This window comes from Marinitenerispora sediminis (genome assembly GCF_003336425.1).
Classification (GTDB): Bacteria; Actinomycetota; Actinomycetes; order Streptosporangiales; family Streptosporangiaceae; genus Marinitenerispora; species Marinitenerispora sediminis.
Map to the genome: position 1 here is coordinate 1 of NZ_QEIO01000001.1, position 26,672 is coordinate 26,672.

Below are 26,672 nucleotides of genomic sequence, written 5' to 3' on the forward strand. Positions count from 1 at the left end.
GTGTTCGTAGGAGCCGTCCCCGGCGCCCCCACCCGCCGAGGACGGCTCCTACGAACACCGCCTCCGCTCCGTGACCGGCCTCCCGACGTCACCGGTCCCCCGCACGATCTACCGCGCCACGGGCGGCCGAATCCACCCGGGGAGAACGAGGTAGCCCACAGCGGGGGCGTGGGCGGGGCTGTGTCACCTGCGTCGAACGCTACACCGGGTTGCCGGCGGCGGCCTGAGCTGTTCCCTCCGCACATGGGGGGCACGGTCGTTTACGGCCAGGAATCCTAGCCCTTGCGCGGTCCCCCACGTGCGTGGGGCGGGCGCCGCGTTCGAGCTCTACGAGCCCGTCGCGTTCGGTTCACCCCCATGGGCGTGGAGCGGGCTAGGGTCTGAATCTGCGGGTCCACGTTCCCCCGGGTCACCCCCACGTGCGTGGGGCACACACGCCCCGAGGGTGGTCGCACACCCGTCGGGGGGGTCCACCCCCACGTGCGGGGGGCGCACCTGCCGGGGATGCTGGCCGGGCGCGCGGCCGGCGGTCCACCCCCACGTGCGTGGGGCGCACAGCTTATGACGTTGTCCCCCGCATCACCTATCCGGTCCACCCCCACGTGCGTGGGGCGCACACCGCCCGGTGCACGCCGCACCAGGCGCGGCCCGGTCCACCCCCACGTGCGTGGGGCGCACTGGGTCGGCCGCCGGAAAAGGCCGACGGGCTCCGGTCCACCCCCACGTGCGTGGGGCGCACTGGACACTGCGCACAGTTGCCGCCCCAAGGGGCGGTCCACCCCCACGTGCGTGGGGCGCACAGGTGTCGCTGCGACACGACACGACTCCGGCACGGTCCACCCCCACGTGCGTGGGGCGCACCCTGCCCCGCCTGCCAGCACCACACCCAGGTCCGGTCCACCCCCACGTGCGTGGGGCGCACTAGGTGATGAACTCGTCGTGCCCCACGACCGCCGGTCCACCCCCACGTGCGTGGGGCGCACGCGCGAGCGCAGCATCGGCTCGCGCGAGAGCACGGTCCACCCCCACGTGCGTGGGGCGCACTGGATTTTCCCGCCTGGTCGAGGAACCCGCATCGGTCCACCCCCACGTGCGTGGGGCGCACCGCTCACACCCTCGAAGGTCTACGTAGGCCGCCGGTCCACCCCCACGTGCGTGGGGCGCACCATTCGCTCTTCCTTTCTCTTCTGATCAGTCGCGGTCCACCCCCACGTGCGTGGGGCGCACTTCCGTTGGTGTTCGGCCGAACATCGCGCGAACGGTCCACCCCCACGTGCGTGGGGCGCACACGTGCCGCTCCAGAGTCAGCTCCGGGTGGGCCGGTCCACCCCCACGTGCGTGGGGCGCACCGCTGCTCAGCCTGGAGTCCGCGGCCGGGAACCGGTCCACCCCCACGTGCGTGGGGCGCACCGAACAACGGTCGCGCTGAGCGCGCGGACCGCCGGTCCACCCCCACGTGCGTGGGGCGCACCGGCGGCACCTCCTGGCCGGCACCGGCGTTGACGGTCCACCCCCACGTGCGTGGGGCGCACTGCAGCCGGTCCCAATAGCGGGTGGTCTCCAGCGGTCCACCCCCACGTGCGTGGGGCGCACCTGAAACAGGGGCGTCGCCATGGTCCGCAGCGCGGTCCACCCCCACGTGCGTGGGGCGCACGCCGCGCGGCGCTTCTCGCGCTCGGTGCGCCACGGTCCACCCCCACGTGCGTGGGGCGCACGACCTGTCGGTGAGCCCGGTCATGCGCGCGATCGGTCCACCCCCACGTGCGTGGGGCGCACCATCTCAAAGATGAACTGGGCGACGCGTAAACCGGTCCACCCCCACGTGCGTGGGGCGCACACTTCGCGACCTGCAACGACGTAGCCCGTTATCATTTCTTTACCAGAAAACACCCCACTCAGAGCATGCTTGTAATCACATCATTACTCCCCGCATTCACCACCCCTCCGGAATAGGCACCTGCTCCTCCTCCACCGGGTTCATCGTCACGAACTGGAGCCCGCCCCAGTCGACGACCTCCCGGCGTTGCGGGCCCGCCGTTCGGACCAGGAAGCGCTGTTCGTTGTCCGCCGGGTGGATGCAGACGGCGGATCCCTCGCCGAGGGTTGCCTGGACGATGTCCCACAGCTCCTCCCGGACGCGGGCCGAGAGCGTGCCCACGTAGAGGCCCGCTCTCGGCTCGACCATCCAGCGGGTGAGGGCGCCGCGCACGTGGGCAGGGACGGCTGAGGTCGAGATGACCACCATGTTCGCCATGGTCGCCTTTCACATCACGTCGTCGCCGTGGTTGACGCCCCCGGCGACGCTGCCCCGTTCCGGGTCCCACAGTTCGACGAGGCGGACGGGCTCCTCCTCCGCCTCCTGGGGATCGGGCTGGTCCGGATCGAGGAGCCACTGGACGTCCCGGACGATCTGCGGCAGCCGGCGGTACAGGCGGAAGTCCTCCCGCAGCCGGCGGCGGACCTCCGACTCCGGATCGTGCGACTTGGCGAGGGAGAAGGCCAGGGGGATGGTCGTCTGCGCCTTGTACAGGTCGGCGATGTCGTACACGAACGAGTGCTGCTTGCCCGAGTGCACGAACCCCAGGGCGGGTGAGCAGCCGAGGTGGGCGATCACCGCGTGCGCGATTCCGTACAGCGCCTGGCTCCCGGCGGAAAGCGCGAGGTTGACCGGGTCCTGCTCCCCCCAGCTGCTCGGATCGTAGTTGCGCTTGAAGGGCTTCAGTCGGTGGCGCTGGGCCAGGGTCCGGTAGAGGGCCTTCATGCGTGATCCCTCGATGCCGCGCAGCACCTCCAGCGGCGTCCCCCGCTCGATCTCCTGCTGGAAGCGGAGCTCGTACATGCGCACGGCGACGTCGAGCCGGGCCTCCGGATCGGCCCACGCGCGGGCCTGGCGTTCCAGCCACGCCGTGGTGCGGTCGGCGGGCTGGACGGCTCCGTAGCAGCGGACTCCGCCCGAGCCGACGCACACCACCGTCGTGCCGTGCCGCATGAGGGTCGACAGCGCCCGATGCGTGATGGACGTCCCCGGCCCGAGCAGGACACACGCCAGCGCGGCCGTCGGCAGGTACGTGCGCTGCACTCCGCCGGCCGACGTCTCGATGACCGCGCACACTCCCGTGTCGGTCTGCTCGACGCGGGCGATGTCGATGTAGAGGAAGGACAGGCCGTCGGAGACCCGGGGCAGCATCGCGAGCGTGGGCGACGCGAGCCGGCGCCGCGCCTCGGTCTGCGGGAGGCTCACGGCTCCCCTCCGACCACGGCGAGGCTGAGCAGTCCGCATCCGTGCGACTTGCCGCGTCCGATGCCGGCCCGCACCGCCGAGCGCAGGACGTCCGCGTCCGTCACCTCGGCGGTCCCCTGGAAGAGCACCGCGCTGTGGCGGATGCGCCGGCCACGGGACCGGTCGACCGCGTCCGCGCGGTCGAGGGAGACGAGGGAGTGCAGCCGCAGCCCGCTGCCCTCCGCGCGCTGCCGCCACCACGCATCCGCCTCCGCGCCGCGCAGGGCAGTCGTGACCTCGCTCTTGCCCTGCTCCTTGGAGCGCCCGGTGCGGCGGGTCGGACTGGCGACGATGCGGTACCGGACCAGCTGCCCGGCCGCGAGGTAGCCCAGCAGCGGCGCGAGGTCGCGCGTGTCGACCGTGCCGTATCCCTCCGGAAGGCCGGAGGTGTCGAGCGGGCGGTTCGCCTGCACGAGTACCGACGTGCCGGCGCGGGTCTGCTCGACCCGGAAGAGCAGGTCCGCGGCCTGGCGCGGATGCGGCCCGAGCCCGGTGGGCGGCAGCAGCCGCATGAGCCGCCGGTGCAGCGCGCCCATGTCCCCGAGGTCGGCCCGCGCCTCGGCGCAACGGGGGTTCGGGACGATCCTGGTCAGTCCGAGCATCATGACCTTCCCCGCACGTAGTCGTACAGCGCCGCGAGGTAGCCGCTGTGGTCCCGCCAGCGCTCCAGCGCCGCCGGCAGATCCTCGGGGAGCACGGTGACCGGCCGCGTCGCGTACGCCCGCCGCGCGCCGCTGAAGGACCGCGGGACGTCGCTGAGGACGGTGCGTTCCCCCCTCCGCCCGGACGGCACGTGGTCGCCCTCGTACACGAATTCCACGCTCACCGTCTCGCCCGCACTCCCGTCCCGCTGACCGGGCAGCGGTGGCGGTAGCGGGACCTTCCGCAGCTCCGCGACGGGATCCGCCACCCTTCGGCCCAGGACGAGCGGCTGGTCCGGTACGCAGGCGCGGCGCCCGAGGTAGGGCTGCCAGTGCGGGGCGAGGAGCGCGGCCGCGATCGGCTCCGCGACCTCCTCGGGCGCGGTGACGGCGACCGTGAACACCGCGCCCGCGAGGTAGGCGCGGTGGGTGACGATCGTGCCCGCCTCGGCACCCCTCCGCTTGCCCTCCGCGGTGGGGACGGTGCGGCTGGCCGGCATTCCCCCGCCGACCGTGTGGAAGTCGACCGTCCGGGTTCCGGGCCGGTCGATCCGCACGGTGATCCCCAGGGTGTCGTAGTGGCTGAGGTCGGCGCCGCGCTCGACGCCCTGCGCCGCCGCGAACATCCCGACCAGTCCGGATCTCGTGGGGAAGATGACGGTGTCCCGCAGCCCGTAGGCGCTGTGCTCGCCCCAGCTCTGCAGCGGGCCGGCGAGGCGGAGCAGGAATCCGCTCATTCGGCCGGCCCGAAGGCGGCGCCGAGCGCTCCGGACAGCACGCTGCCGACGGAGTCGTGCCGGTCGCCGAGGCCGGTGAGCTTAGCCGACTCGCCGTCGATGCCGGCGTGCCCGTCGAACCGGATCTCCTCCCGGCCCCACAGGGCGTGCAGGTTGGTCGCGTAACCGGACAGCGCCGAGCGCGCCGCCGCCGCGTATCCGCGGTTGCCGGCGACCGGCTGCTCGAAGGCGGGGGCGAAGGAGACGGGGCGGTCGCCGCGCACCGCCACGTAGACGAGGTCCGGCAGCGTCATCGCGGCGGTCGCGTTCTGCTTGCCGGTGGGCACGGTGCGCAGGAACGCCGTCAGGAACTCCCCGACGAGCTCCCGGGCGCTGCCGGCGTCGCCGTCGAGGTTGCGGAGCAGCCCGGCGACGTTGACGTTGGCGTACCGGTAGAAGGTGCCGGCGCTGAACTGCCCGACGTTCATGTGGCCGCTCCCCCGGTCCCCGGCCGCACTGGGGATGTCGTCGACGGCCGTGAAGAAGTCGGTCTCCACCTCGGTCCCGTGCACGGTGAAGGCGTGCGCGAACTGGACGGCGCCGTCGACGTCGGCCCCGGGCAGTTCGGCGAGCATCCGACCGAACAGGTTGATGGTGCCGCTGCGCGAGCGCAGGATCTCGCTGACCTCGTCGGAGGGGACCGCCGTGCCGGGCTTCTTCTTGGCGGCCTCCTTCGCGATCTCCTCGCGGTGCCGGGCGGCGACCTCGACCAACTGGTCGATCCCCGGCGCGGGGAGGTACAGCAGGACCGAGGTGGCGACGGCCTGCCCGTCCTGCTCCTTCTCCAGCTTGATGCCCTTGCCCGCCGCGGCGACGACCTGCCGGCCCGCCTCACGGGCGAGGTAGGGGTCCCAGCCCTGCTCTTCGAGCCGTGCCGCGATGCCGGCGGCGAGGCGCCGGGTCCGCACCGCGCGGTCGCCGAGACGGGTTTCGACCTCGTGGCGGACCGCGCGCTTCCAGCTCTGGCTGGACACCCGGGTCCGCTCGTACCCTCCGTACTCGACGGTCTTGGGCAGGCCGATGTCGTCCCGGTTGATGTTGCTGTACGGAAGCGTCTGCAGGGCGTGGATGTCGAGGTAGGCGGCAGTGGTCATGAGAGTTGGTCCTCTGTCTCGATGGTGGTGTCCGCGGCGGCCGGGGACTCGTCGTCGGCCCGGCGCTTGCGCTCCCGTTGGATGTCGTCGCGCGTGCGGTGGTACCGCTGCACCCATTCCTTGGCGACCTGGTCCCGCTCGGAGCCCCAGCGGGCGAGGTCGCGCAGCAGGTACCCCCAGTCGACGGGGATGAGGTCGGCGCGCAGGTAGGAGATGAGCTTGGGCAGCTCGCGGTGCAGCCGGTCGACGCGGTAGCGGGCGAGCAGGTGGAGCCGGTCCCGCGCCGCGTCGCCGTTCACGCGGCCCTTCTCCACCGCCCAGGCCAGGGTCTCCCCGAGGTTGCGCCGCCGGCTCCGGCCGGCGGCCGTACCCGCGCCGCCGGTAGGACCGCCCTCCGCGCCCTCGTGGCCGTCCGAGGCCGACCCCGCGACGTCCTGGTCGCGCGCCCCGCGCTGCTGGGCGGCGATCAGCGCCGCCACGGTGTAGAAGGCGCGCTCCGTCGCGTGGTCCGGACGCTCCGGGAGGAACGGCGCGACCACCGCGTGCGCGTGGAAGTTGGCGATGTCCTTCGGGGGGCGGCCGATACCGCGGCGCAACGCCGCCCGGAGGCCCGGATCGTTCTCGATGACGTGCCGGATGCGGGCCGTCATGCGGTCGCCGACGGCGATCAGTTCCTTTTGGTTCACGCATTCTCCTCTGGAGGGTTCTCGGTCACCCAGCCCGCGTAAAGCCCGCGGCGGGCCCGTTCGACCGCCTCGGCCACCCGCGGCCGCCGCGTGTAGGGGCCGGCGACCTCGTCGAAGACCCGCAGCGCGATACGGATGAAGGCGTTGCCCGGGCCGGTGCGGTCGTCGTCCAGCGCGATCGACCAGAACTTCCGTTCGGCGAGCGGCCAGAACCTCGCCATCCCCGCACGCCGCCACGGCCCCTCCTCATCCCGCACGCCCGCGCTGTCCCGCCATGCGGCCACCAGGGCGGCGGCCAGTGCCCGGGCCGAGCGTTCGGCGGCGTCGTGCGCGGTGGTGACCCGCAGCGTCGCCTCGGGTGTTCCGTCCCGCGCCTCGTCGGCGAGCCGGTCGAGGATGGGCGGCGTGCCGGCCGTGAACCACTGCCGGTCCCGGGTCTGCCCGTCCTGGTCGAAGCCGTAGGCCCGCACCCGCAGCGCCTTCCGGAGCTCGTGCGGCACGCCCGAGGCGGCCGTGCAGGTGTCGAAGATCAGCGGACGGCGGGTGGTGCCCTTGGAGCTGCTCTTCAGCAGCAGGGCGTCGATGTCCCGCCAGATCGCGCGGTCGGCGTCGGCCGGTCGCGCGTACCGCGATCCCGCCTTGCTCGTGTCGTGGATGAGGTACGGGTCCTCGATCTCCGGGCCCGGCCTGCGCCACGCCCAGGTGATCCACGCGTCCTCGACCTCCCGACCGTCCGGGGAGGGGCTCAGCAGCACCGCGTGGCGGTACCGGTTGACCAGCCGGGCCGCCAGCCCGTCACCGCTCGGCGGCAGCCCGAGCGGATCGGGGAGCCGGTCCTCCTCCCAGGGCGCGAGGTCGGCCTGCTCGGCGTCGCCCGGATAGGGGATGTTGAGCAGCAGCGAGTGGAACAGCGTCGGGCCCAGGGGATGGAAGGAGACGCTGCGGCGGAGTGGACCGGCGGTGGTGTTCGCCTCCGTGACCGTGCCGGCCTCGCCCGTGACGCTCCTGGTCGCGCACCGGCCGGAGGGCCCGTAGTAGAGCCACATCAGGAGCGCCCACGCGGCCTCCGCCGCGGGGACCGGCGCGGGATCCGCGTCGACGTGGTGCCCGAGCCACACCTGGTTGTTGCCGGAGGGCCGCCCCCACACGAGCTTGTTGACGCCCGCGCTCTTCGGGCACTCGGCGCGAAGCCGCGGGTCCTGCATCCAGGGGCGCTCGGCCCCGAACAGGTCGAACCGTCCCGGCAGTCCGGCGAAGTAGGCGTCGATTCCGGGGCCGTCCCGGTGCTTGTCCTCCGGCAGCCGGCCGGCGTCGAGGAAGCCGGCCCGCCGGAGCAGCCACTCCTCCGGGTCCTCCGCCGTGTCCAGCCCGGTCACCCGGGCGGTGAGCAGCGCGAGCACCCGCCAGAGGCCGGCGGTGGCCGGCGGGAGCGGCAACTCCACGTCGGAGAGCTCGTGCGCCCGGGCGAGGACGTCCCGGAGGCCGAGCCGGCAGACGTCGGCGCCCGCAGCACTGGGCTGGGCGAGCAACCAGGGGGCGACGGAGAGGTCGAAAGGGGCTGGAGGTGGCATGAGGACTCCGGTTGGCCAGATGTCGGGGGAAGAGGGGTAGGGGACGCGGCGCGGGGAGGCAGTGCGATGGGTGCGGGCAGCTCGTCAGCGGGCTGCCCGCGAGCCGTCCCGCTCCACCACCAGCCCCCGTTCGTCGTCGAGGAGCGCACTGCGGCCCGCGTTCTCGGCGGGCCGCACCGTGCCGTCCCGCGACAGTCCGTGCACGAGCAGGCGGACGTCGCGCAGGTGGACGTTCGCGCTCCACGCCTCGGGGACCGCGGCACGCTCGTCGCCCTCGTCCAGCCAGCTCGCCGGAACGGGGATCGTGCGGGCCAGGAGGGGCCGCAGGTCCGCGGGGGTGAACGCCCCGCGAGCGCCGCTGCCCCGCGCGGGCAGTCCGCGGTCGCGCCGCCGGTCCAGCCAGCGCCGTCCCTGGTCGTCCTCGTAGCAGCAGATGACGCGCAGCGACTCCGCGCCGAACCGGGTCGCCACCTTTGCCTCGCCGAGGTCGTCGCGGTCGGTGAGCCGGTACAGGTCCCGCCGCACCTCCGCCGGCGGCGGGACCGCGGCGTTCGCTCCGAGCTGGCGGTGCGCGATCTCCTCCGCGAGTCGGTCCACGTCGCTGTCGGGGTTGCCGAGGTTCAGGTCGGCGTGCTCGTACATGCCGTCCACGAGCTCCTGCACGTCCTCGGGGACGCGGACCGGCCGTCCCGCCCACTTGCGCAGCAGGTTGTGCGTGCGCAGCAGGAGCGACGGGTGGTAGACGAACCGCCACGGTCGCGGGAGCGATCGCGTGTCGTCCGGCTCGGTGGGGGCGATGACGACCATGCGCGGTTCCCGCGCCCATCCCGGCCGTTTGATGACGTTCAGGTGCTCGTGCCGCCAGCACCGCCCGGCCCGCTGGAGCAGGAGGTGCATCGGCGCGAGGTCCGTGATGAGCAGGTCGAGGTCGAGGTCGAGGCTCTGCTCGATGATCTGCGTCGCGACGAGGATCGCCGACTGCGGCCGCGCGCCCTCGCGTGCCCCCTGCTTGCCGAATCTGCGCACGATGTCGGATGTGATCCGCTCCCGCTGTTCGGCGGGGAACCGCGAGTGCAGCAGGTGAAGTTCCGGGCGCACGCCGGCGCCCTCGCCTCCGAAGCGGTCGGCCAGCCGTCCGGCGATCTCGTCGTAGGTGCGCTGGGCCTCGGCGACGGTCGTGCAGATCACGGCCGCGCAGCCGCCCTCGTCGAGGAGGCCGGTGAGCTCGTCGCCGATCGCGTCGGCCCGTCCCGTGCTCTCGGGGCCGGTCAGGTCGACCTCGCGCAGCGACACGGCCAGGGGCTCGCGCGGCGTGGTGGGCAGCGGTTCCGGGTTGGCGGTCACCTGGTGGGTCCGCCCGTCGGCGTAGAGCCAACCGGGGTAGGCGATCGCCGGCGGGGGCGTGCGCTCTCCCCTGCGCCGTCCGGCGCCCTTCAGATAGGCGTCGACGAGCGTGGCGGCGATCCTGTGGTGCAGGGTCGCCGACAGCAGCACGACCGGCACCTGCAACCTGCCGAGCCAGGTGAGCAGCCGGGTGAGCAGGGCCTGCATGTAGGAGTCCGCGGCGTGCACCTCGTCGATGACGACCGTCTTGCCGCTGAGCCCGAGCATGCGGACCACGTTGTGGCGTCCCCGCAGCGCCGCCATCAGCGCCTGGTCGATGGTCCCGATGGCGTAGTCGGCGAACAGCCCCCGCTTGCGCCCCTGGAGCCACTCCGTCACCTCGATGAGACGCCGCCGTTCCGGCGACTCCGCGTCGGCGGCGACGGCGGCCCCCTCTCCGGAGTGGTCGCCGCTCGCCGGCTCGGAGGTTTCCGGGAGGTAGTCGGTGTTCAACCACGCCATGCCGTGCAGCAGCGTCATGCTCGCCGCAGCGTCGACGCGCCCGTCCAGGTAGGCGCGCACCCGGCCGTACATCTGGTCCGCGGTGGCCATGGTGGGCAGCGCCAGGTACAGCCCGTTGCGGCCGGACGCCCGGCCCATGACCTCGGCGCCGTACAGCCCGGCCTCGGTCTTGCCCTCCCCCATCGGCGCCGCCACCACCAGCAGGCCGGGCCCGTCGCAGAGCTCGGGGAGCCACCGTTCGAGGGAGCGCTGCAGCCCGTTGGGCTCCGAGATCTCGGGGAACGCCGCCGTGAAGTTCCCGCTCCGGGCCGGCGGACGGGAGAGCCCCGCCTCGACCAGCAGGTCGGGGACGTTGCGGCGCGCCGCCGCGAGATGCCGCCGCAGATCCACCGGCCCGTCGGAGAGAACGGCCAGCTGCTTCCGCACGAAGTGCAACTGGCTCACCAGCCAGTCGGCCTGGATGACGATCCCGCAGACCAGCGCGGCCGCCGCCCCGTCGATCCGCGTCGGCGCAGCCGGCCGTCCCATCAGTTCGCTCACCGCGTCCAAGTGGGCACGACGCTGCGCCTCCCACGCGTCGTCGGCGTATCCCAGCGCCCGCAGCGGGGAGGCCGAGTGACTCTCCTCCTGATGGTGGAACCGCCCGTGGTGCCCGCCGAGCAGTTGCGCCACCATGGTGGCAGCGGCGGGCATGCCTTCCGCCGGATATCCGATTCCCGGAAGTGCGTATTGCAGCCACTGGGCCGCCACGTGATCATGACCGCCGTGAACCGCGGAAACCGGGTATTCACCCGGGAGGGCGGACGGGTCCATTGCCTGGAACTCGTAAGTGATCTTGCCGATATCATGGAGCGCGGCCCAATGGGCCACCAGGAGACCGGCGTCATCGACATCCACTCCGAGCGCGTCGACAATGGTCAACCGGGCACCGGCGGCTATGTGGTCACGCCACAGCGCTTCGGCGGCAGCTCCGGCATCGAGAAGATGACAGATAACCGGATAGGTGACGCCTTCACCCAATCCATCCGATTTCCCCCACAGGCGAAGATCAACATAACCCTCGCGATCTTCACGCGAGGGAACAGAATCCTCCGACAAGGACCAATCCCCTCAGTCCAGCCCTCCCCGATACCGCGTAGATTAGCGACGAGGGCGGACACTTATCAGACTTTCACGAGAAAAATCATGCAACTACTTTCTGTCAGCGAATGGCTACAGCGACTCCCAACTGGCGGCCATTTCATGTCACAAATCAATAACGGCCCGCGTCGTCCCAGGTGAGGAAGTCTGAGCCCCACGCACGTGGGGGTGGACCGTTTCCTACGGTGAGTCGCATGCCCGCGAGTCTCTGAGCCCCACGCACGTGGGGGTGGACCGGAGGCGCGCACCCGGCCCGACAGATCGGCCGCCCTGAGCCCCACGCACGTGGGGGTGGACCGCCGGGCTCCGACGACGACCCGTTGTTCGCCGCCTGAGCCCCACGCACGTGGGGGTGGACCGGCTCTGCGGTCGCCGAGGTACTCCTTGAGGTCCTGAGCCCCACGCACGTGGGGTGGACCGGCGAGGGGGTGACCGTGGCAGACGACGAGGAGCTGAGCCCCACGCACGTGGGGGTGGACCGGGCCCCGCGGCTGCCACCGCGAGGCCCCGATACTGAGCCCCACGCACGTGGGGGTGGACCGCGGTCGGTGATCGAGATGCGGCTCGACTCGATCTGAGCCCCACGCACGTGGGGGTGGACCGTGTCACAGCCGGCGTCACGCCGGCGTCACGGACTGAGCCCCACGCACGTGGGGGTGGACCGTCATCGGCCGAGGGCGGACGCGCGGCAGCGGCCTGAGCCCCACGCACGTGGGGGTGGACCGGGCCCACCGGCGTCGAGCGGTTCCCCAACGAGCTGAGCCCCACGCACGTGGGGGTGGACCGGTCACCGACGCCGGCCGCGTCGACACGGTCGCCTGAGCCCCACGCACGTGGGGGTGGACCGTCCCCCGACTTCCGCGAAGCCGCGGGGACCACCTGAGCCCCACGCACGTGGGGGTGGACCGTAGCGGTGGAACATCAGCCCGTCGCTGCCCTCCTGAGCCCCACGCACGTGGGGGTGGACCGTTCGGATTCGACACGTACAAGACGCAGAACATCTGAGCCCCACGCACGTGGGGGTGGACCGTCGCGCCGGAAGATCGACGCCGCGATGGCCGCCTGAGCCCCACGCACGTGGGGGTGGACCGCTCGCGCGACTGCGACGGCTCACCGCCCGCCACTGAGCCCCACGCACGTGGGGGTGGACCGGTGATGATCTGAGCGTGCATTGGTTCCTTCCTCTGAGCCCCACGCACGTGGGGGTGGACCGGCGGCATCGCTCCGGCGGTCGCGCACCAGGCACTGAGCCCCACGCACGTGGGGGTGGACCGTCGTGCGCCGCTGGCCGGACGTCATCGCCATCCTGAGCCCCACGCACGTGGGGGTGGACCGCGCGCACCAGCTCGGGCAGGTTCGCCATGGCCCTGAGCCCCACGCACGTGGGGGTGGACCGGAGCTGTTCGTGTCCCCGTCGGCCCGGCTGCGCTGAGCCCCACGCACGTGGGGGTGGACCGGAGCTGTTCTCGTGCGCCGCTGGCCGGACGTCATCGCCATCCTGAGCCCCACGCACGTGGGGGTGGACCGGAGATCCAGAACGCGGCGTCCATCATCGCCCCCTGAGCCCCACGCACGTGGGGGTGGACCGCGGACCGGGCGCTGGCCGAGGTCGAAGCGTGTCTGACCCCCACGCACGTGGGGATGGACCTGCGTGAGCTGTCCAGACGGATGACGTCGTCTTGTGAGCCCCACGCCACCCGAAACCACCCCGGAGCCCCCGCCTTCAGCTCCGCAGCCGGTCGAGCGCCCACTCCCGTCAGTGCCGGTCTACCCCCAGCATGGCCAGCAGGTCCGCTCGCAAGGCCACGAACTCCGGGGCCGAGCGTCGGCGTGGGCGGGGGAGGCCGATCGGCTGGTCCTGGGCGATCACGCCGTCGCGCATGACCAGCACCCGGTCGGCGAGCAGGACCGCCTCCTCTACGTCGTGGGTGACCAGGACGACGGCGCAGCCGTGGCGCTGCCAGAGTTCGGCGACGAGGTCCTGGGCTTTGATCCTCGTGAGCGCGTCGAGCGCGGAGAAGGGTTCGTCGAGCAGCAGCAGGTCGGGGTCGCGGACGAGCGCGCGGGCCAGTGCCGCGCGCTGGGCCTCGCCGCCTGAGAGGACCTTGGGCCACACGTCCACCCGGTGGCCGAGGCCGACTTCCTCCAGCGCGCGGACGGCACGGTTCCGGTCGGGGCGGCCGGGCAGGCCCAGGACGACGTTGCGCCATACCCGCTTCCAGGGGATCAGCCGTGGTGCCTGGAAGCCGACCGCGCGCCTGCGGGCCACGGTGACCTCGCCGGTGATGTCGTGGTCGAGGTCGGCGAGGACGCGCAGCAGGGTGGATTTGCCGCAGCCGCTGGCGCCGAGCAGTGCGACGAACTCGCCGGACGCCACGTCGAGGGAGAGGCCGTCGATGACGGCACGCCCGTCGAAGGCGCGGGTGAGACCGCGCACCCGCACGACGGTGCCGTCGGCGGGAGCGGCTGGTGCGGGGGTCAGGTTCCGCTGAAGGCCGGACGCCATGCGAGAAGCACCCTTTCGAGGACGCGGACGATGAGATCGGCGAGGAGGCCGAGGAACGCGTAGAGGACGAGGCAGACGACGATGACGTCGGTCTGGAAGAACTCGCGGGCGTTGTTCATGAGGTACCCGATACCTGACGAGGCGTTGATCGTCTCCCCGAAGACCAGCGCGAGCCAGGCGGAGCCGAGGGCGTAACGCAGGCCGACGAGCGCGCTGGGCATGGCCCCGGGCAGCACGATGTGCCGGACGGTGCCGAACCGGCCGAGACCGAGCGTGCGGCCGGCCTCGATCAGCGCGGAGTCGACGTTGCGGATCCCCCCGTAGATGTTCATGTACAGCGGGAACGTGACGGTGAGCGCGATGAGGGCGATCTTGGGTTCCTCGCCGATGCCGAACCAGATGATGAGCAGCGGGATGAGCCCGATGGTGGGTACGGTGCGCAGCATCTGCACGGGAGCGTCGATGAGGTCCTCGCCCAGGCGGAAGAGCCCGGACACGGTGGCGAGGACGACGGCGGCGCCGATCCCGATGCCGAGGCCGGCGAGCACCCGGCTGAGCGAGGTCAGCACGGCGTCCTGCAGTTCGCCGGTCTCGGCGAGTCCGGCGGCCGTGGTGACGATGGTGCCGGGCGCGGCGAGGGTCTCCTCCGGCAGCGCCCCGGTGGCGCTGGCGAGCTGCCAGAGCAGAACGAGGGCGACCGGGCTGGCGGTCTTGATCAGCCAGCGGGGCGGGCGGCCGCGGCGGCGCCCGGTGGAGCGCACCGTCTCGGCCGGGACGGCGGGGTCCGGCGTCCCGGTGCGCGGCCCGGCCGTGTCGGGTTCGGCCGGGTGGGGTTCGGCGGGATCGGACCGGAGTCCGGCGGGGGGCTGGTGGAGGCTCACGGGCGGTACTCCTCGTCGGCGGTCGGTCTGGGGCGGTCGGGAGCCGGGGTCGGCGCCGGCTCGGATCAGCCGACGTCCCCGGCCCGGTCGACCACGTCCGTGACGTGCGCGGTGAGGTCCAGCTCGCGGTCCGGCAGCACCTGCCCGTCCACCCAGGTGCGGTGCACGGCCGCGAGTTCCTCGGCGAAGGCGTCGTCCACGGGCACCCTCCGGTAGGCGGTGTTGGAGTCGCCCACCTCCCGGGCGATCTCGACGGGCTGCCGGGAGAACTCGGCGTAGAACTCGGCATAGGCCTCGGGGTCCTCCCGCCCCCACGCGTAGGCGCGGTCGACCCGGTCGGCGTAGTCGGCGATGGCCTGCACCCGGAGCGGGTCGGCCAGCGTCTCCTCGGTCGCGCTCAGCACGGAGTAGCCGGGCAGCAGGTCCTCGCCGTCGACGAGCACCCTGGCGTCGAGCTCGCCGACGGCGCGCGCCTGGTACACGCCCCAGATCGCCCAGGCGTCGATGCTGCCGGAGGAGAAAGCGGTACTGGCGTCCACCGGCGCGAGGAAGGACGCGTTGACGTCGCCCGCCGACAGGCCCTCTTCGCGCAGCGCCTCCAGCAGCAGGTAGTGGCCGATGCTGCCGCGGGTCGTGGGGGACACGTCGGCGCCTCTGAGGTCGGCGACGGACTGCACGGCGCTGTCCTCGGGCACGAGGAGGGCGGTGCCCTTGCCGTCGTTGGACCACGCGGCGACCGCGCTGATGGCGGACCCGCCGGCGATGGCGCTCACGGTGGGGGCGTCCGCCGCGGCCCCGATGTCGATGGCGTCGGCCTTGAGGGCCTCGTGCAGGTTGACCGCCGCGGCGTACTCGGACCACTCGATCTCATAGGGCACGTCGTCCAGCAGCCCGGCCTCCTCCAGCAGCGCGCGGGTGGCTCCGGTCTGGTCGCCGACGCGCAGGGTGACGTCGGAGATGTCCTCGGCGCGCACGTCGTCGCCGGCGGCGCACCCGGCGGCCAGGACGAGGGCCAGCGCGAGCGTGGCGGCCGGGGCACCGCGGTGGACGGTCATGAGGGGCTCCGATTCCGGTACGCCGCCGACACCGACGGCTTCCACATTGTGCTCGTATGATCCCGCAATATAGTAATCTCTACTAAGTCAGTCAAGTTAGTGGATTTACCGGAGCGGTACTCCGGCCCCGCGCCCCCACACCGGTGCGACCGGGCCGGGCGGGAGCGACACTGTGAGAATGACGATCGACACCTCCAGCCGGCCGGCACCGCGTCCCCGCGCCGGGACCCAGTCGGTGGACCGCGCCATCGCGATCCTGCGCTGCTTCGAGCGTGCGGTGACGCTCACGCCCACCCAGGTCGCCCACCAGCTCGATCTGACGGTGAGCACCGCGCACCGCCTGATGCGGGCGCTGCACGAGACGGGCCTGCTCGGCCGCGACCCCGTCACGGAGAGCTACCACCTCGGCGTGACCTCGGCCGTGCTGGGTCGGCTGGCCCTCGAACGGCTCGGCACCACGGTCATGCAGCCGACACTGGAGCGCCTGCGCGACGCCACGGGCGAGTCGGTCACCCTGGGAGTGCGTTCCGGCGACGAGGTGGCCGTGCTCGTGCAACTGCCGTCCGCGCACCCGCTGCGCTACGACCAGCAGCCCGGCGCCCGCAACCCGATCCACGTCTGCTCCATGGGCAAGACGCTGCTCGCCTTCGGCGACCCGGCCGTGGCACTCCCCGAGCCCTTCCCCCGCTACACGGACGCGACCATCACCGACCGCGCGTCCCTGGACACAGAGCTCGCCCGCGTCCGTGAGCGCGGATACGCGGTCAGCGACGGGGAACGGGTGATCGGCGTGCGCGCCATCGCGGCACCGGTCCGCGACCACGCGGGCCGGGTGTTCGCGGCGGTCGCGCTGCAGGTCCCCAGCGTCCGGTTCGGCGACGACCGGCTGGCCGAGCTGGCCGCGGCCGTGACGGCGGCCGCGGCCGAACTCTCCGCCCAGGCCCCGGGCCGCGGCTGACCGCGCCCGGCGCCCGCGTCCTCAGACCGCCGCGGCGGCGCGGTGCGCCAGCTCCGAGCGGACCAGCGGAAGCAGGTCCCGCCCGTAGGCGACCGCGTCCTCCAGCGGCTCGTAGCCGCGGATGAGGATCGTGGTCACCCCGATGTCGACGTAGTCGAGCAGGGCGCGGGCGACCGTCTCGGGGCTGCCCACCAGCGCGGTCGAGTTGCCCGCCGCCCCCGTGGCCTTGGCCGTGGCCGTCCACAGCGCCCGGTCGTGCACCTCGCCGCGGTCCGCGGCCGCCAGCAGCCGCCGCGACCCGACGCTGGACTCCCGGTTCAGCACGTAGGGAGCGCTGCCGTTGCCGGCCGGAGACACCGTCCCGCCCTCGATGACGCGCAGGATCGACCGCGCCCGCTCCCACGCCTCCTCGTCGGTGCGCCCGAGGATCGGGCGGAAGGACACCGAAATCCCGACCTCGGCCGGATCCCGGCCGGCCGCGGTCGCCGCGGCCCGCACAGAGGCGATCTGCTCCGCGGTCTCCCGCAGCGGCTCGCCCCACAGCGCGTAGACGTCGGCGTGCCGGCCGCCCACCCGGTAGGCGTCCGCGGAGGATCCGCCGAAGTAGATCGGCACGCGTGGCCGGGTGAACGTGGGGACCCGGGACAGCGCGCCTTCGACCCGGTAGAACTCGCCCTCGAACGAGAACGGCTCGGTGGCCGCCCAGGTGCGGCGGACCACGTCGAGGTACTCGTCGGTCCGCCGGTACCGCGTCGTCTTGTCGGTGTGGTCGCCGTCGCGACGCTGCTCGGTGTCGCTGGCGCCGCTGATGATGTGCACCGCGATCCGGCCACCGGTGAACTGGTCGAGCGTGGCGATCTTGCGCGCCCAGACGGTGGGTGCGACGAAGCCGGGCCGGTGCGCGATGAGGAAGCCGAGTCGTTCGGTGTGCGCGGCCGCGTACCCGGCGACCGCGAACCCGTCGGCGTCCCACGAGTGGTAGCCGATCAGCACCCGGTCGAAGCTGGCCTCCTCGTGCGCCTGCGCGAACCGGCGGGTGTAGTCGCGGTCCAGGAACGGGCCGCGTACGGGGCGGATCTCCGAGGCGTCGCTGGTCCGGATCATGCCGATGAACTCGACCATGGTTCCCTCAATCCCACATTGCGTGAATGGCACTTCGTAATGTAATAATTCCTAGTAAGTTGGTCAAGTAAGTGAGCTATCGAGAGGATCAATCCGTGTCCGAGGAGTCCCGGCAGAACACCGACCGAGCCGAGCACCCGCCGTCGCACGGCGACCGCGTCTGGCACGGCCGCCTGGAGCACGTCCGGGCCGCCGACCTGACCAGCGACACCCGGCAGACGTCCGGGATGCGGCGCTTCGAGGCCATCTCCGGCAAGACCGTCGGCTCACGCAAGATCTGGATGGGCGAGACCCACGTCGGCCCGGCGACGAACTCGGGCGACCACCACCACGGCGAGGCCGAGACCGCCATCTACGTCGTCTCCGGCCACCCCTCGTTCGTGTTCGCCGACGGCGACGAGGAGGTGCGCATCGACACCGGCCCCGGCGACTACATCTTCGTGCCGCCCTACGTGCCGCACCGGGAGGAGAACCCCTCCCCCGACGAGGAGGCCGTGGTGGTCATCGGCCGCAGCACCCAGGAGGGCATCGTGGTGAACCTGCCCAGCCTGTGGGCGGCCCCGGAGGACGGGCTGCCCGCCGACGCCGCCGGAGGGCCGGACCCGGACGGCGCCGCGCCGGCCGACGGAGCCGCCCGGTGAACGCCGCACCGCCGGTCACCGTCACCGAGTACACCGATCCCGGCTGCGTGTGGTCCTGGGCGGCCGAGCCCCGGCTGCGCTGGCTGCGCCTGCGGTACGGCCACCTCCTCGCCTGGCGCCAGGTCTTCGGTGTGCAGATCGCCGACCTGCGGGCCGAGCGACCGGACTTCGACCCACGGGCCGACGCGCCCGAGTACCTGCGCCGGTGGGCCTCCGTCGCCGAGCGCACCGGCACCCCCCTCACCACCCGGCTGCACTGGATGCACGGCTCCACCGCACCGGCCGGCCGGGCCGCCATCGCCGCCCGCGACCAGGGTGACGCGGTCGCCGCCCGCGTCCTGCGCCGGCTGCGCGAGGCGGTGTTCCTGCACGGCGAGCCGGCCGACACGCCACCGCGAGTGCGCGCCGCGCTGGCCGGCGTTCCAGGGCTGGACCCGGAACGGCTGCTGGCCGCCATGGAATCCGCGGAGGTCCGCACGCGCCTGCGGGCCGACGCCGCCGAGACCCGCCGCGTCCACCCCGCCACCGCGGCGGCCGCCGCAACGGGTCCCGGCACACCCGCTCCCGGCCACCCGGTCGCCGAGGGCTCCGGCCACCGTTACGCCTTCCCGACCCTGGTCCTCACGGCCGGCGCCCGAACGATCGTGCTGCCCGGATTCCGCGGCACCGAGGAGTACGAGGCCGCGCTGACCGAACTGCTCCCCGGCAGCACCGGCCGCGCCCGCCCGTTGCCGCCCGCTGATCGGCTGCTCCGGGAGACCGGATCCCTCACCGGCCCCGAGGTCGCCCTGCTCGCGGGCGGGCGCCCGCCCACCGACGCCGTCCGGGTCCGCACCGGGACCGGCGACGTGTGGCTGCCGCGCGCGGCGGACGCCGCACCATCGGCCACCCCGTCCGTGGAAAGGAGCGCATCGTGAGCATCGACCACGCCCGGCCGGGGGCGAGCCGCGTCCCCGTTCCGGCGGGTGGGGACGCGGCGGACACCGCGGACATCTCCCCCGACGGCTTCCGGCACGCGCTGGCCGGGCACCCCGCCGGTGTCGTGGTGGTCACCGCGCAGGCCGGCGGGGAGCCGGTGGGCCTGACGGCCTCCTCCTTCACCAGCGTCAGCCTGCGTCCGCCGCTCGTGTCGTTCTACGTCGCGGACGGCTCGTCCACCTGGCCGCGGCTGCGGGGCGCCGGCCGCTTCGCCGTCAACCTGCTCGCCGAGGACCAGAGCGCGCTGGCCGCCCGCTTCGCCTCCCGGGAGGCGGACCGGTTCGGCGCCCCCACCGCATGGCGGACGGGGCCGCACGGCACACCCCTGCTGGACGGCGCGACCGCACACCTGATCTGCCGGACGCACGAGATCCGGGCGCTCGGCGACCACTGGCTGGTCGTCGGCCGGGTCGCCGGTGCCGAGGTGCACCGCACGGACGCTCCGCTGCTGTACCACCGGGGAACGTTCGGCGCGTTCCGCCGGCACGGCTGACGTCGCGCCGTCCGCGGGGAACGGACGTCCGCGCCCCGGAACCGGCGCCGGACTAGGGTGGCGGTATGGAAGCACAGCCGGGGCGCGATGCCGACCTGGAGCGACTGCTCGGCGGCGCGGCGGCGGTCTCGTCCGACGAGCGCGCCGAGTCGGACTACGAGACGCTGCGCGACCTGCTGCGCGAGGCGATCGGCCTGTGCGCCCGCCTCGCCCGCGCGGCCGAGGCGGCCGGGGACACCCGCCGCGCGGAAGAGCTGGGGCGGCGGCGCCGGTCGTTCGCCGACGTGCTTCGTGACGTACGGCTTGACGACACCGCCCGCGTCCGCCGGTCGACCGAGGAGGTCCTGCGCTTCATCCGCGACGCGGAAGCCCGGGCGTAGTGGACGCGACGCCCGGCCCGTACACGCTCCCCGAGGAGGAGAACGCGCGGATCTTCCGGGACGAGATCGTCCCGGACCACCTGGCCGGCCGGCCGCGCCAGCGCGTCCCCATCCTCGTCATCATCCTCGTCATCATCCTCGTCATCGTGGGCGGCGCCACCGGAGCGGGGAAGACCCAGGTCGCCGACGCCATCACCAGCACACTGAACCGGCGCGGCGGGGTCCTCCACATCACCATGGACGACCTCAACCCGCACCATCCGGACTACTACTCGCTGCGGCGCGACGATCCCGGCAACGCGAGCGCGCACCCGTGGCCGGACGGCCTGCGCTGGTGGCGGCAGGCACAGGAGTACGCGGCGGCCCGGGGGCGCGACGTCATCATCGAATCGGCCATGCGGACCCCGGCCGAGTTCGAGGACATCGTCGGCCACTTCAGCCCGCGCGGCAACGAGACCCACCTCGTCCTCATGGGCGTTCCGGAGGCGGTCAGCAGGCAGGGCGCCCTGGGCAGGTTCCTCGACCAGTACGAACGCCTGGGGCACGGCCGTCATGTGCCACCGGAGGTCCACGACGAGTGCTACGCGGGGGTCGCCCGCGCCGCCCTGGCCGTCGAGGACCGCCGGGTAACGGTCGACCACCTCTTCATCCTGCGGCGCAGCGCCGAGGGCGTCCACCCCAGCCGGCTGCACGACGATGGGACCGGTCCGAGCGCCGCGCTGGCCGCCGAACGCTCCCGCCCCTGGACGGAAGGACGAGACGCTCCGGTTCCAGACCCGTCAGGCGGCCCTGCGGACGAAGGCGCGCGGCCTCCCGGAACGGCTGCGGAGCTGGACGAGATCGACGGCCTGGCGCGGCCGTACCTGCACCGGCCGGGCGGGCACCGCCGTACCGGCCCGGCCGCCCACCCCCGCCTTCGGTCTGGCGCAGGCCGCCCGGCGGCCGACCAAGGCCCGTCCCCCCCCGCCGGAAAGGGCGCGGAACGGCCCCCGGGCCCGGCGTCCGATCCCCCGCAGCACCGCCTCGGCCCGCAGCAGCGCCGAACCGGAAGGAAACCACCCGTTGCCCAGCACGCGCGACCTGCCGTTCCTGGCCGAACTCACCGTAGTACGGCACGGCGAGAGCCTGGCCAACGCCGCCTTCGCCGAGGCGGAGGCGCACGGCCATGACCCGCAGGGCCTGCCCGCGCGGGACGCCGACGTCCCGCTCTCCGGCCGTGGCGAGAAACAGGCCCGCCGCCTCGGCGAGAACTGGCTGGCCCGCCTCCCCGCCGCCGGCCGCCCCGGAGCCGTCGTCGTCTCCCCCTACGTCCGCGCCGGCCAGACCGCCCGGACCGCGTTGGCCGCGGCCCGCCTCGACCTCCCGCTGTACGTGGACGAGCGCCTGCGCGACCGGGAGATGGGCGTCCTGGAACTCCTCACCCCGGCCCAGATCCGCCGCCGCTTCCCGGAGGAGGCCGAGCGCCGGGCGAGAACCGGCGAACTGTACTACCGCGCGCCCGGCGGCGAGTCCTGGGCCGACGTCGCACTGCGCACCCGCAGCCTCCTCACCGACCTCCACGGCCGCCACGCCGGCGAACGGGTCCTCGTGGTCGCCCACGACGCGACCCTCCTGCTCCTGCGGACCGTCATCGACGGCCTGGACGAGGCGGCCATGCACGCGACTCCCCCGGCCCGCAACGCCGCCGTCACCCGCTGGGTGTTCCAGGACCGGTTCACCTCCCGGCTGGTGGACGACGACGAGGTCGGCCACCTGGCGGGCTGACCGTCTTGGCCAGCGCGGCGCCCCCCGCGGCCGAGTCCCGCTGCTACGCCAGGTGATAACGCACCGAGGCGCGGATCGCTTCGGCGTGCTGGTGGATGCCGTCCAGATTCGATGAGGTAGCGGGTCTCGTTCTTGTCCGCGTCGAATTCTTGTCCGCGTCGAAAAGGCCGGGGTACGTCCTCGACTTGCCGTTGAAGCGCAGCCGCGCGATGGTCCTGCGGTTGCTGCCGTCGAGGAGGATGGCGACGTCCGACTCAGCGGGGAACGGGCCGACCACCAGCGCCCGGGCGGTGTCCATGCTCGCTCCGCCGACCGCGATGCGCAGCCACGAGACGTAGGCCGGCCCATCCGGGTGCTCCTCGGCCCAGCCCTGCGGGCGCTCGCGGAGCCCGCGAGGATCCGCCGCCGAAGCCGGAGCGGCCAGCGGACGCCCTTCGGTCGGCCCTCCACGCCGGGATCTCCCAGCGCGGCGGTCACCACCACCGCGTGACCGGTCTCCGCGGCGCGTTCGCGCAGGCCCCGCCGGCGCTCCGGCAGCCGATGCCCATGCTCAGGCGGCGTACCGCTGCTCCCGTCCCCTGGAGCAATGGACGGCGGCTTCCTGTTCCTGAGCCGCCTGCCGTTCCGCCGATCGTGGCACCCTTTGTTGCGTTATGGCGGTGCGCAGTATGCTGTCCGGCTTGTGACGGACAAGGTGACAGGCCCCGGGCCGGCGGGCGACGGCGTGCTCGCCGTCCAGCCGGGATGGCGAACGGCTCGGACCTCGCTTCGGGTGCTGGTCGTCATCCACAGCGTCACCGCGGCCACCCGCATCGCCGACGTGCTCCCGGCCTTCCATGACCAGAGGGTCCAGCTCTTCTGCGTCCAGACCACCAATGCCGTGTTCTCCGCCGGTGTCGAGGAATATCTGGGCGCGCGGGGATTCCGCAGCCTGACGTGGAAACAGGCGACAGAAATGGATTTCGACATCGCTGTCGCGGCGAGTCTCGGCGACAATCTCCACGAATTGAATTCCCCGGTCCTGCGCCTCCCGCACGGAAACGGATACAATAAACGCTGGGAACAGGGAACAGGGAACAGGGAACAGGGAACAGGGAACAGGGAACAGGGAACAGGGAACAGGGAACAGGGAACAGGGGCCTTCGGGCTCTCCGACAGCACGCTCAAACACGACGGCCGCGTGGTTCCGGCGGCGATCGCGCTCTCGCACCCCGAGCAGCTCGACCGGCTCGCCGAGGGCTGTCCCGACGCCCTCCCCCGCGCGTTCGTCGCGGGTGATCCCTGCTACGACCGCGTTCTCGCGAGCCTCCCCCGCCGGCTGCACTACCGGAGCGCCTTCCGTCTGCGTCCCGGGCAGCGGCTCATCACCGTCAGTTCGACGTGGAAGGCGGACTCCCTCTTCGGGCTCGACCCGACGCTGGTACCCCGGCTGCTCGCACAGCTCCCGCATGACGAGTTCCGGGTCGCCCTGGTGCTGCACCCCAACGTCTGGGCCTCCCACAGCCGGCTCCAGATCGAGTCGTGGCTCTCCGACGCGCTGCGGGCCGGCCTGATCCTGCTGCCGCCGGACGAGGGCTGGCGGGCCGCCGTCGTCGCCGCCGACTGGGTCGTCTCCGACCACGGGTCCGTCAGCATGTACGCCGCCGCCGCGGGCCGGCCGGTGCTCCTGGAGAAGGGCGCCCGCTCCTCGCTCGATCCCCGGTCCGGCCTCAGCAGGTTGTTCGACGCCGCCGCCACGCTGGAGCCGTTCGCCGCCATCCTCCCGCAGCTGCGGCGGGCCGAGGAGCTGCGTGAGCGCACGCAGGCGGTCGCCGCCTCCTGGGTCAGCTCCGCGCCGGGCCGCTCGCTGCGCCTGATCCGGGCGGAGTCCTACCGCATCATGGGCGCCCCGCCGCCTGAGACCGAGCCGGTGCTGCTCGCGGTCCCCGCCCCGCGGATCGACGACGCGCCGCCGACCTCGCTGTGGACCTACGTCGAACCGGTCGCCGGGGGCGGACCCGGCGAGTTCGCCGTACGCCGGACCCCGGCCGCCGTCGCAGGCGCGCTCCCGGCCCCGCCGTCCCCCCACGCGGGAGTGCTCGTGGTCTCCGACGAGGAGCTCGACCACCGGCTGGCCGGGCTGGCCGACATCATGCGCGTCCCCGTCACAGCGCTGCCCGCCGACGAGGAGAGCTGGTCGGCGGCGGTCTTCGAGCACCGCCTCGGGGTCCAGCTCACCGTCGTGCACGACACCGCGAGCGCCCGGATCCGCTCCCGCGACGGCCGGACGGCGTCGCTCCTCCTCGACCCGGTCGCACACCCCGCCGACGCGGAGCTGGTGTTCTCCGTCCTCGCTGAGCGGATCCTCACCGCCAAGGACGCGCTGGACGACATCGCGGCGTTGACTCCCCTGCTGCTCCGCCTGTCGCCGGAGCGCACGGTCGCGGCCCGGTTCCGCGCCACCGTCCGCTGACACCGATCACCGGGTCACGCTGCCGGCCGCAGTTTGCCGCGGACGCGCTCCGCCGCCGCCTCGTGGCCGTTTCCCTGATACCGGTCGAGCGCCTCCCGCCAGTACCGGTCCGCGTCCGCGCCGTCCGCGAGGTCGCCGAGCGCCTCCAGCGCCTTGGCCTCCTGGTACGGGCGGCCGGCCGCGCGGAAGCGCGGCAGCGCCTCCTCGAACAAGGCCCGCGCCTGCCGCAGTTCGTCCGCCGCCAGCAGTTCGCCCTGCCCCATGAGGACCTTGCCCTCGTTGGCGTGGTCCCGCCGCCCCTCGGCGGCCAGCTCGTCGAACGCCGCCATGGCGCGGGCGTAACTCTCCAGGGCCGCGGGCCGGTCGCCGAGCACGGCGAGCGCGTCGGCCCGGTGCATGTGGTGCAGGGCGCGGCTGCGGGTCCGCGCGGGGTCGAGGAACGGCAGCGACCGGTCGAAGTACTCCAGTGCCCGCCCGGCCGCTCCGCGGCGGCGCTCGGTGATGCCCAGCCACTCCAGCGCGGCCCCCACCCCGCGCCGCTCGGTGCCCGCCTCGGCCGCGGCCAGCGAGAGCCGGAACCGCGCGGCCGCCTCCTCGACGCGGCCTCGGCCGAGCAGCATCTCGCCCCACTGCGCCTGGACGCGCGCCTCGGCGTCGGGGTCCGCGCACGCCCGCGCGTCCGCCTCGGCCCAGGCCAGCACGGTCGCGCGCTCGTCGCCGCGCCCGTGGGCGGTGAAGTAGGCGTTGGTGGCCTCGGCCATCTGCCACCGGTAGCCGGGGGCGGGGCGGCTGCCGTCCCACACGCGGCCGGAGCGCTCCATGCAGGCCATGATGGCGGCGAGGTTGTCGCCGATCCACTCCGCGGGTGTCGGCGGACCGTCCGGGCGCCGCTCCGCGTCAGGGGTGTGCCGCAGGGCCGCGGCGAAGTCCGGCAGCGCGGACGGCGGCTGCTCCTCGTAGAGCGGGCTAAGCCGCCACCGCTGGGACAGGTGGGAGTCCGCCGCGACGGCGCCGCGCAGGTAGTAGTCGGCGATCCGGCCGCGCAGCCGCTCGCGTTCGCCGGGGCCGGTGGCGCGCAGGGCCCGCGTCGTGGCGTGTTCGTAGGTGAGGTCGTCCATGAGGAGGCGGCCGCGGCGGTCGGACCTGACCAGGCCGCGCCGGTGCAGTTCCCGCAGCCCCGCCGCGGCCTCCGTGGGGGCCTCCTGGAACAGGGCCGGGACCAGCCCGGCGTCGAAGTCCCGGGTCGGGTGCAGCCCGATCGCCCGGTAGATCTCGGCCGCCCACGGGCTGAGCTCGGCGTAGGAGATGTCGAACACCGAGGAGGGGCGGACCATGGTGTCGTCGTTCCCGTCCTCCAGCGCGGCCAAGCGGCCGTGTTCGGCCATCCGGTCCACGAGCTCGCCGATCGGCAGCTCCGGCCGGTCGTGCAGCAGGCCGGCGGCGTGGCTGGCGACCAGGGGGACTCCCTGGCACGTGCGGACGAGTTCGGCGAACGCCGCGGGTTCCGCCGCCGTGCGCTCCGCGCCCAGGATGCCGACGAAGAGCTCCACGAGGGCGTCGTCCGCCAGCGGCGGCAGCGCCAGGCGGCGCGGCCGGCACTGCGCGAGGCCGGCCAGCGGCGCGCGGCTGGTGGCGATGACGTGCAGGCCGGGGAGGTTGGACAGGAAGGGACGGACCTGCGCCGCGGACTGGACGTCGTCCAGGAGGAGCACCACCGGGCGCTCCTCGATCCGGGCGCGGAACAGCTCGATCTTCGCGGCCGGTGTGCCCAGGGCGTGCCCGTCGGTCGCGAGGCCGGTCAGCGCGAAGTACCGGTCGCACACCTCGTCGACCGCGCGGCCGCGGCCGTCACCGGGGCCGCCTCCGCACTCGATCGCGATCTGGGCGTGGTCGAACCGGTGCCGGTTCTCGTTGATCCAGGTGAGGGCGAGCGTGGTCTTCCCGATACCGGACGCCCCGGTGATGTTCCACAGCCTGCTGCCGCCTGCCGCGGCCTGCTCGGCCCAGGCGTCGAGCTCGGCGAACTCGGCGGCCCGGTTCTGGAACACGGAGGTGACCGCGGGGAGCAGCCGGACCGTCCTGCGCTCCCGCTGTCCCAGTTCGACGGAACCGCTGAGCGTGCCGATCTGGATGAGTGTTCCCGAGACCTGCCCGCCGAAGGAGTTTGCGCTCACGGCGCTCCATCTTGGCCCAGATTCCGGGGCGCCACCAGTCGGCAGGTCACGGACCGGAGCGGTCTGGCCGCGTGTGGTCGCGCCGGCGGCCCGCGGTGGGCCGGGCCGCCCGAATGCGGGTGCCGCCGTCCGCCGCAGGGGTCCGCCCCTGGGGAGCGGCTCCGCGGGCGGAGCGGCGGCCGCCGCTCCGCCCGGAATAGGAGGTGCTGCGGCTGGGCCACCGGTGCGGCGGCAC

Annotated in this window: 23 protein-coding genes and 2 CRISPR repeat arrays; of the genes, 8 read left to right on the plus strand and 15 right to left on the minus strand. The window is 73.4% G+C overall.

Features of this window, described 5'->3' with window-relative positions:
• The first annotated feature begins 405 nt into the window (after nucleotides 1–405).
• Nucleotides 406–1,837: direct repeats of the CRISPR family, unit length 29 nt; unit sequence CGGTCCACCCCCACGTGCGTGGGGCGCAC.
• A gap of 96 nt (nucleotides 1,838–1,933) precedes the next feature.
• From cas2e to DEF28_RS00055, 11 genes are all read right to left on the minus strand, one after another.
• On the minus strand, nucleotides 1,934–2,254 hold the full coding sequence (cas2e, locus tag DEF28_RS00005) for a type I-E CRISPR-associated endoribonuclease Cas2e (RefSeq protein ID WP_114399816.1): 321 nt from the start codon (nucleotides 2,252–2,254) through the stop codon (nucleotides 1,934–1,936).
• A 9-nt stretch (nucleotides 2,255–2,263) separates the two neighbouring features.
• Nucleotides 2,264–3,241: a type I-E CRISPR-associated endonuclease Cas1e gene (cas1e, locus tag DEF28_RS00010; protein ID WP_233514995.1), complete on the minus strand. Its 978-nt coding sequence runs from the start codon at nucleotides 3,239–3,241 to the stop codon at nucleotides 2,264–2,266.
• Nucleotides 3,238–3,885, minus strand: coding sequence for a type I-E CRISPR-associated protein Cas6/Cse3/CasE (cas6e, locus tag DEF28_RS00015; RefSeq protein ID WP_181874403.1), 648 nt, complete (start codon nucleotides 3,883–3,885; stop codon nucleotides 3,238–3,240). The genes cas1e and cas6e overlap by 4 nt, the downstream gene beginning before the upstream one ends.
• Nucleotides 3,882–4,658 carry a type I-E CRISPR-associated protein Cas5/CasD gene (gene cas5e / locus DEF28_RS00020; RefSeq protein WP_114399819.1) on the minus strand — a complete coding sequence of 259 codons (777 nt, stop codon included), beginning with the start codon at nucleotides 4,656–4,658 and terminating at the stop codon, nucleotides 3,882–3,884. The genes cas6e and cas5e overlap by 4 nt, the downstream gene beginning before the upstream one ends.
• A complete protein-coding gene (gene cas7e, locus DEF28_RS00025) occupies nucleotides 4,655–5,791 on the minus strand; it encodes a type I-E CRISPR-associated protein Cas7/Cse4/CasC (protein ID WP_114399820.1) in 1,137 nt (378 codons plus the stop codon). Before cas7e ends, cas5e begins: the two co-directional genes overlap by 4 nt.
• Nucleotides 5,788–6,477 (minus strand): type I-E CRISPR-associated protein Cse2/CasB, encoded by a 690-nt coding sequence (gene casB, locus DEF28_RS00030; RefSeq protein ID WP_114399821.1) that lies wholly within the window; start codon nucleotides 6,475–6,477, stop codon nucleotides 5,788–5,790. Before casB ends, cas7e begins: the two co-directional genes overlap by 4 nt.
• Nucleotides 6,474–8,048, minus strand: a complete 1,575-nt coding sequence (casA, locus tag DEF28_RS00035) for a type I-E CRISPR-associated protein Cse1/CasA (RefSeq protein ID WP_114399822.1) — start codon at nucleotides 8,046–8,048, stop codon at nucleotides 6,474–6,476. Before casA ends, casB begins: the two co-directional genes overlap by 4 nt.
• A gap of 84 nt (nucleotides 8,049–8,132) precedes the next feature.
• Nucleotides 8,133–10,991, minus strand: a complete 2,859-nt coding sequence (gene cas3 / locus DEF28_RS00040; RefSeq protein WP_114399823.1) for a CRISPR-associated helicase Cas3' — start codon at nucleotides 10,989–10,991, stop codon at nucleotides 8,133–8,135.
• Nucleotides 10,992–11,180: 189 nt separating this feature from the next.
• Nucleotides 11,181–12,682: a CRISPR direct-repeat array (repeat unit 29 nt; unit sequence CTGAGCCCCACGCACGTGGGGGTGGACCG).
• 107 nt (nucleotides 12,683–12,789) lie between these two features.
• Nucleotides 12,790–13,539, minus strand: coding sequence for an ABC transporter ATP-binding protein (locus DEF28_RS00045; RefSeq protein ID WP_114399824.1), 750 nt, complete (start codon nucleotides 13,537–13,539; stop codon nucleotides 12,790–12,792).
• Nucleotides 13,512–14,420 carry an ABC transporter permease gene (locus DEF28_RS00050; RefSeq protein ID WP_181874404.1) on the minus strand — a complete coding sequence of 303 codons (909 nt, stop codon included), beginning with the start codon at nucleotides 14,418–14,420 and terminating at the stop codon, nucleotides 13,512–13,514. The genes DEF28_RS00045 and DEF28_RS00050 overlap by 28 nt, the downstream gene beginning before the upstream one ends.
• A 65-nt stretch (nucleotides 14,421–14,485) precedes the next feature.
• Nucleotides 14,486–15,475 (minus strand): ABC transporter substrate-binding protein, encoded by a 990-nt coding sequence (locus DEF28_RS00055; protein ID WP_114399832.1) that lies wholly within the window; start codon nucleotides 15,473–15,475, stop codon nucleotides 14,486–14,488.
• Nucleotides 15,476–15,653: 178 nt separating this feature from the next.
• On the opposite strand from DEF28_RS00055, the gene DEF28_RS00060 reads away from it, so the two are divergent.
• Nucleotides 15,654–16,433: an IclR family transcriptional regulator gene (locus tag DEF28_RS00060; RefSeq protein WP_114399825.1), complete on the plus strand. Its 780-nt coding sequence runs from the start codon at nucleotides 15,654–15,656 to the stop codon at nucleotides 16,431–16,433.
• A 21-nt stretch (nucleotides 16,434–16,454) separates the two neighbouring features.
• On the opposite strand, the gene DEF28_RS00065 is transcribed toward DEF28_RS00060, so the two are convergent.
• Nucleotides 16,455–17,555, minus strand: coding sequence for an LLM class flavin-dependent oxidoreductase (locus DEF28_RS00065; protein WP_114399826.1), 1,101 nt, complete (start codon nucleotides 17,553–17,555; stop codon nucleotides 16,455–16,457).
• A gap of 95 nt (nucleotides 17,556–17,650) precedes the next feature.
• Between DEF28_RS00065 and DEF28_RS00070 the strand changes: the two genes are divergently transcribed.
• The 6 genes from DEF28_RS00070 to DEF28_RS00095 all read left to right on the plus strand — a co-directional run bounded on the left by DEF28_RS00070 (nucleotide 17,651) and on the right by DEF28_RS00095 (nucleotide 21,811).
• Nucleotides 17,651–18,196, plus strand: coding sequence for a cupin domain-containing protein (locus tag DEF28_RS00070; protein WP_114399827.1), 546 nt, complete (start codon nucleotides 17,651–17,653; stop codon nucleotides 18,194–18,196).
• The gene (locus tag DEF28_RS00075; protein ID WP_158562732.1) at nucleotides 18,193–19,113 is read left to right on the plus strand and encodes a DsbA family oxidoreductase; all 921 of its coding nucleotides are present in this window, start codon (nucleotides 18,193–18,195) and stop codon (nucleotides 19,111–19,113) included. Before DEF28_RS00070 ends, DEF28_RS00075 begins: the two co-directional genes overlap by 4 nt.
• Complete coding sequence (locus tag DEF28_RS00080) at nucleotides 19,110–19,667, plus strand: flavin reductase family protein (protein WP_374058229.1); 558 nt, start codon at nucleotides 19,110–19,112, stop codon at nucleotides 19,665–19,667. The genes DEF28_RS00075 and DEF28_RS00080 overlap by 4 nt, the downstream gene beginning before the upstream one ends.
• 65 nt (nucleotides 19,668–19,732) lie before the next feature.
• On the plus strand, nucleotides 19,733–20,047 hold the full coding sequence (locus DEF28_RS00085) for a hypothetical protein (protein ID WP_114399829.1): 315 nt from the start codon (nucleotides 19,733–19,735) through the stop codon (nucleotides 20,045–20,047).
• The gene (locus tag DEF28_RS27160) at nucleotides 20,047–21,216 is read left to right on the plus strand and encodes a zeta toxin family protein (RefSeq protein ID WP_147281048.1); all 1,170 of its coding nucleotides are present in this window, start codon (nucleotides 20,047–20,049) and stop codon (nucleotides 21,214–21,216) included. Before DEF28_RS00085 ends, DEF28_RS27160 begins: the two co-directional genes overlap by 1 nt.
• The gene (locus DEF28_RS00095) at nucleotides 21,110–21,811 is read left to right on the plus strand and encodes a histidine phosphatase family protein (RefSeq protein WP_199493052.1); all 702 of its coding nucleotides are present in this window, start codon (nucleotides 21,110–21,112) and stop codon (nucleotides 21,809–21,811) included. Before DEF28_RS27160 ends, DEF28_RS00095 begins: the two co-directional genes overlap by 107 nt.
• 43 nt (nucleotides 21,812–21,854) lie before the next feature.
• On the opposite strand, the gene DEF28_RS00100 is transcribed toward DEF28_RS00095, so the two are convergent.
• Both DEF28_RS00100 and DEF28_RS27165 read right to left on the minus strand, forming a co-directional pair.
• Nucleotides 21,855–22,109, minus strand: a complete 255-nt coding sequence (locus DEF28_RS00100; RefSeq protein ID WP_114397527.1) for a hypothetical protein — start codon at nucleotides 22,107–22,109, stop codon at nucleotides 21,855–21,857.
• Between the two features lie 252 nt (nucleotides 22,110–22,361).
• Entirely contained in the window at nucleotides 22,362–22,847 is a 486-nt protein-coding gene (locus DEF28_RS27165) for a hypothetical protein (protein WP_147280101.1), read from the minus strand.
• A 144-nt stretch (nucleotides 22,848–22,991) separates the two neighbouring features.
• On the opposite strand from DEF28_RS27165, the gene DEF28_RS00105 reads away from it, so the two are divergent.
• Nucleotides 22,992–24,263 carry a hypothetical protein gene (locus DEF28_RS00105; RefSeq protein WP_114397528.1) on the plus strand — a complete coding sequence of 424 codons (1,272 nt, stop codon included), beginning with the start codon at nucleotides 22,992–22,994 and terminating at the stop codon, nucleotides 24,261–24,263.
• Nucleotides 24,264–24,277: 14 nt separating this feature from the next.
• On the opposite strand, the gene DEF28_RS00110 is transcribed toward DEF28_RS00105, so the two are convergent.
• Nucleotides 24,278–26,437: an NB-ARC domain-containing protein gene (locus DEF28_RS00110; protein WP_158562733.1), complete on the minus strand. Its 2,160-nt coding sequence runs from the start codon at nucleotides 26,435–26,437 to the stop codon at nucleotides 24,278–24,280.
• Between the last annotated feature and the right edge of the window lie 235 nt (nucleotides 26,438–26,672).

Coding starts and splice junctions, on each gene's coding strand:
- cas2e (WP_114399816.1), bottom strand. CDS start 2,254: ATGGCGAACATGGTGGTCATCTCGACCTCAGCCGTCCCTGCCCACGTG.
- cas6e (WP_181874403.1), bottom strand. CDS start 3,885: ATGATGCTCGGACTGACCAGGATCGTCCCGAACCCCCGTTGCGCCGAG.
- cas5e (WP_114399819.1), bottom strand. CDS start 4,658: ATGAGCGGATTCCTGCTCCGCCTCGCCGGCCCGCTGCAGAGCTGGGGC.
- cas7e (WP_114399820.1), bottom strand. CDS start 5,791: ATGACCACTGCCGCCTACCTCGACATCCACGCCCTGCAGACGCTTCCG.
- casA (WP_114399822.1), bottom strand. CDS start 8,048: ATGCCACCTCCAGCCCCTTTCGACCTCTCCGTCGCCCCCTGGTTGCTC.
- DEF28_RS00045 (WP_114399824.1), bottom strand. CDS start 13,539: ATGGCGTCCGGCCTTCAGCGGAACCTGACCCCCGCACCAGCCGCTCCC.
- DEF28_RS00055 (WP_114399832.1), bottom strand. CDS start 15,475: ATGACCGTCCACCGCGGTGCCCCGGCCGCCACGCTCGCGCTGGCCCTC.
- DEF28_RS00060 (WP_114399825.1), top strand. CDS start 15,654: ATGACGATCGACACCTCCAGCCGGCCGGCACCGCGTCCCCGCGCCGGG.
- DEF28_RS00065 (WP_114399826.1), bottom strand. CDS start 17,555: ATGGTCGAGTTCATCGGCATGATCCGGACCAGCGACGCCTCGGAGATC.
- DEF28_RS00085 (WP_114399829.1), top strand. CDS start 19,733: ATGGAAGCACAGCCGGGGCGCGATGCCGACCTGGAGCGACTGCTCGGC.
- DEF28_RS00100 (WP_114397527.1), bottom strand. CDS start 22,109: ATGGACACCGCCCGGGCGCTGGTGGTCGGCCCGTTCCCCGCTGAGTCG.